Origin of the sequence: Flavobacterium sp., assembly GCF_043780635.1 — a bacterium.
In the GTDB taxonomy this organism is placed as follows: Bacteria; Bacteroidota; Bacteroidia; order Flavobacteriales; family Flavobacteriaceae; genus Flavobacterium.
This window is the reverse complement of record NZ_JAYWCK010000083.1, coordinates 1-3,566: the sequence shown is the minus strand read 5'-3', so window position 1 is coordinate 3,566 and position 3,566 is coordinate 1. Positions and strand designations below refer to the sequence as shown.

Annotated in this window: 3 protein-coding genes and 1 pseudogene; 2 read left to right on the top strand and 2 right to left on the bottom strand. The window is 35.9% G+C overall.

From position 1 onward, the window contains the following. Window positions 1–277, top strand: a pseudogene (locus ACH2BV_RS08270) (serine/threonine protein phosphatase); the annotation flags it as partial. A 31-nt stretch (window positions 278–308) separates the two neighbouring features. Continuing rightward, window positions 309–800 (top strand): DUF6646 family protein, encoded by a 492-nt coding sequence (locus ACH2BV_RS08265; protein ID WP_395050251.1) that lies wholly within the window; start codon window positions 309–311, stop codon window positions 798–800. A 63-nt stretch (window positions 801–863) separates the two neighbouring features. Here the strand turns inward: ACH2BV_RS08265 and ACH2BV_RS08260 are convergent, their stop codons facing one another. Both ACH2BV_RS08260 and ACH2BV_RS08255 read right to left on the bottom strand, forming a co-directional pair. After that, window positions 864–2,411 carry an aldehyde dehydrogenase family protein gene (locus ACH2BV_RS08260; protein WP_395050250.1) on the bottom strand — a complete coding sequence of 516 codons (1,548 nt, stop codon included), beginning with the start codon at window positions 2,409–2,411 and terminating at the stop codon, window positions 864–866. A gap of 221 nt (window positions 2,412–2,632) precedes the next feature. Continuing rightward, window positions 2,633–3,566, bottom strand: a 934-nt coding sequence (locus ACH2BV_RS08255; protein WP_395050249.1) for a magnesium transporter CorA family protein, incomplete at its 5' end; no start/stop codon positions are given.

Sequence of the window (3,566 nt, the reverse complement as noted above, 5' to 3'; positions counted from 1 at the left end):
AACACTGTGGGAAACCGCATTAGCATTGGATAAAAAGATGAAAAAGAGTGACTTATTATATCCAAAACGATTGACTTTATACAAAGAAATCTACATTGGTCATACACCAGTTTCCAGAATTGGCAAAACCACGCCAGTAAAAATGGTCAACGTTTGGAATGTTGATACAGGAGCGGCTTTTAAAGGTCCCTTAACAATTTTAGATGTTGACACAAAAGAATTTTGGCAAAGTGAACCTTTACCAAGTTTATATCCGAGTGAAAAAGGAAGAAATTAAAAAAAACTATATTTGTAAAAAAAAATAAACTATGACTAAGATTTTTACATTCGTATTATTAGGAGCATTTTGTATGGTAAATGCTCAAGCATTTAAAGGAAAAGGAGACACAAAGGTAAACGTAGGGATGACTTTTCAAGATGGTGGCACTGGAATAGTAGCTTCAACCGATTACGGTTTAGGGGAAAACTTCTCTATTGGAGTTCTTGCTTCTTATTTATTAGGAGTTGATGAGTATTTAGGTGAAAAACCAGGTGCTGATTATCGTTTTGATGCTAAATTAAGATTTAATGCCAATTTAGGAAATGTAATTAATGTAGATCCAAAATTTGATTTGTATCCTGGTTTGAATTTAGGCTTGAAAAACTTTGGTGGTCACATTGGAGCACGATATTTCTTCACAGATGGATTTGGTGTTTTTTCTGAATTTTCTGTTCCGTTTGCAAAATATGATGCAGATGCTGCTTCAAAATATAATAATGGTCCTTCTTTTAATGCTGGGGTTTCATTCAATTTAGACTAGTTATTATTTATAAAAAAAGCGGCTTGATTTTCATCAAGCCGCTTTTTTATTATTTAAAACACTTTACAAATCGAATTTTATTCCTTGTGCCAATGGAAGTTGAGTTCCATAATTAATGGTATTCGTTTGTCTTCGCATGTAGGCTTTCCAAGCATCGGAACCCGATTCACGTCCTCCGCCAGTTTCTTTTTCTCCGCCAAAAGCTCCTCCAATTTCTGCTCCTGAAGTTCCAATATTTACATTGGCAATTCCGCAATCTGAACCAGATTGAGAAAGGAATAATTCCATTTCTCGCATACTATTTGTGAATATTGAAGAGGAAAGTCCTTGTGGAACTCCGTTTTGCAATGCAATTGCTTCTTCAATTGTGGAATATTTCATAACATACAAAATTGGTGCAAAAGTCTCAGATTGAACAATGTCAAAATGATTTTCGGCTTCAATGATGCACGGTTTTACATAACATCCGCTTTCGTATCCTTTGCCTTCTACCACACCGCCTTCTACGATGATTTTTCCACCTTCTTTTTTGGCAGTTTCAATTGCATTCAAATATTCCTGAACTGCTCCTTTGTCGATAAGTGGTCCAACGTGGTTGTTCTCATCCAACGGATTTCCGATTTGCAATTGACCATAGGCATTTTTCAAAACGCTGATGGTTTTATCATACACACTTTCGTGAATGATTAAACGACGCGTCGAAGTACAACGTTGACCAGCAGTTCCAACGGCTCCAAAAACGGCTCCAACCAATACCATGCTGATATCAGCGTGTTCCGAAACGATAATCGCATTGTTTCCTCCCAGTTCAAGAATAGTGTTTCCAAAACGTTCTGCAACGGTTTTCGATACGTGACGCCCAATTCTTGTTGATCCTGTAAAAGAAACCAAGGAAATTCTTGTGTCATTGTTGATTAAATCCCCAGATTCATTTCCGGTTACCAAGCAACTTACGCCTTCGGGAACATTATTTCTTTTTAAGACCGATTTTATAATATTCTGGCAAGCAATACCGCATAAAGGCACTTTTGAACTTGGTTTCCAAATGGCAACATCGCCACAAACCCAAGCTATCATTGCGTTCCAACTCCAAACTGCCACTGGAAAGTTAAACGCCGAAATAATTCCAACGGTTCCTATCGGGTGGTATTGCTCATACATTCTGTGTTGTGGTCGTTCAGAATGCATTGTTAATCCGTACAACTGACGTGACAATCCCACTGCAAAATCACAAATGTCAATCATTTCCTGAACTTCGCCATATCCTTCCTGAAGACTTTTTCCCATTTCGTAAGAAACCAATTTCCCTAACGGTTCTTTGAATTTTCTTAATTCGTCTCCCATTTGGCGAACAATATCACCTCTTCTTGGTGCAGGAACCATACGCCATTCTAAGAAAGCTTCTGAGGCTTTTTGCATTGCTTTTTCGTAATCTTCTTTAGTAGAAGTTTTTACTTTTGCTATTAAAGCTCCGTCAGCAGGCGAATAGCTTTCGATGATTTTTCCGTGTGCAAAATTGTTTGCTCCGGTTGAAGTTCCTTCGTTTATGGCTTCAATACCTAATTGTTTTAGGGCTGATTCTATCCCGAATTGATTTGCTATTGTTATCATTGTAACTTTTTTAGTTGTAATTGTTATATTTTTTTACAAATATAGTATAAAAGGCGAAATAGAAAGTAAATGTCTGAAAATTTAAGTCTTTAAATTATTGAGGATATAAGTCGTATTAGTAAAAATTCTCGTTTTCTAGGGTTTCTAGCCCCGAGTGAAGTGAAAATCCCACGCTTTTGGGCGTGGATTGAAACGGAAAGCGGGAAATAGCTCCTGAAAAATCAGAACAAATTCTTTTTCTTGAACAAGAACACGCCAGAAATAGAAATTATAAGTGAAATTAACAATACGATCCAAAATCCGAAAGGGTTTTCCTGAAGATTATTTGGCACATTCATTCCGTACAAACTTGCAATTACTGTAGGTATCATCAAAATGATGGAAATTGAAGTCAGCCTTTTCATAATAACGTTCAAATTGTTTGAGATTACCGAAGCGTAAGCGTCCATCATTCCTGTTAAGATGTTGCTATAAATGTTTGTGGTTTCTTCTGCTTGACGTAATTCGATTTCGAGATCTTCTAGCAATTCCGGGTCAAAAGTATCTTTATGGTTTTTTAAATTCTTGATTCTGCGAAACAAAACATCATTACCTTTTAAAGAAGTCACAAAGAATACTAAACACTTTTCAATTTGCCATAAAGCTTGAAGTTCTTCATTTTTTATGGATTTTTCAAGATTGTCTTCGGCGAGTTTTATTCTTTGGTTAATTTGCTTTAGATATTTCAAAAACCAAATGCTTGAGGAAAGCAATAATTTTAATACTAAATCAAAATCATTTTCGATGGTTATTTTCTTGCGTTTGGTGTATATGACAAAATCCGTAAGAATGTCGGTTTGGTGAAAACAAAGAGAAACAAAAACATCGTCTTTGAACATTAAACCCAATGGTGCCGTGTTGAATGGTAGTTTTGGATCGTTGCTTTTGAAAGGAATTCGCAGAATGATAAGTGTCCAACCGTTTTCGATTTCGATACGTGGTCGTTCGTCAATATCTTCAATATCACTATAGAAATCTTCGGGAATTTGTAGTTCTTTGAGAAGGAATTTGGTTTCCTCTTTTGTGGGACAAACTACATTAATCCAGCAGTTTTCTTCACGTTTTTCGGTTTGAACTAAACCTTTACTATTTTTGTAATAAGTAATCATAATGTAA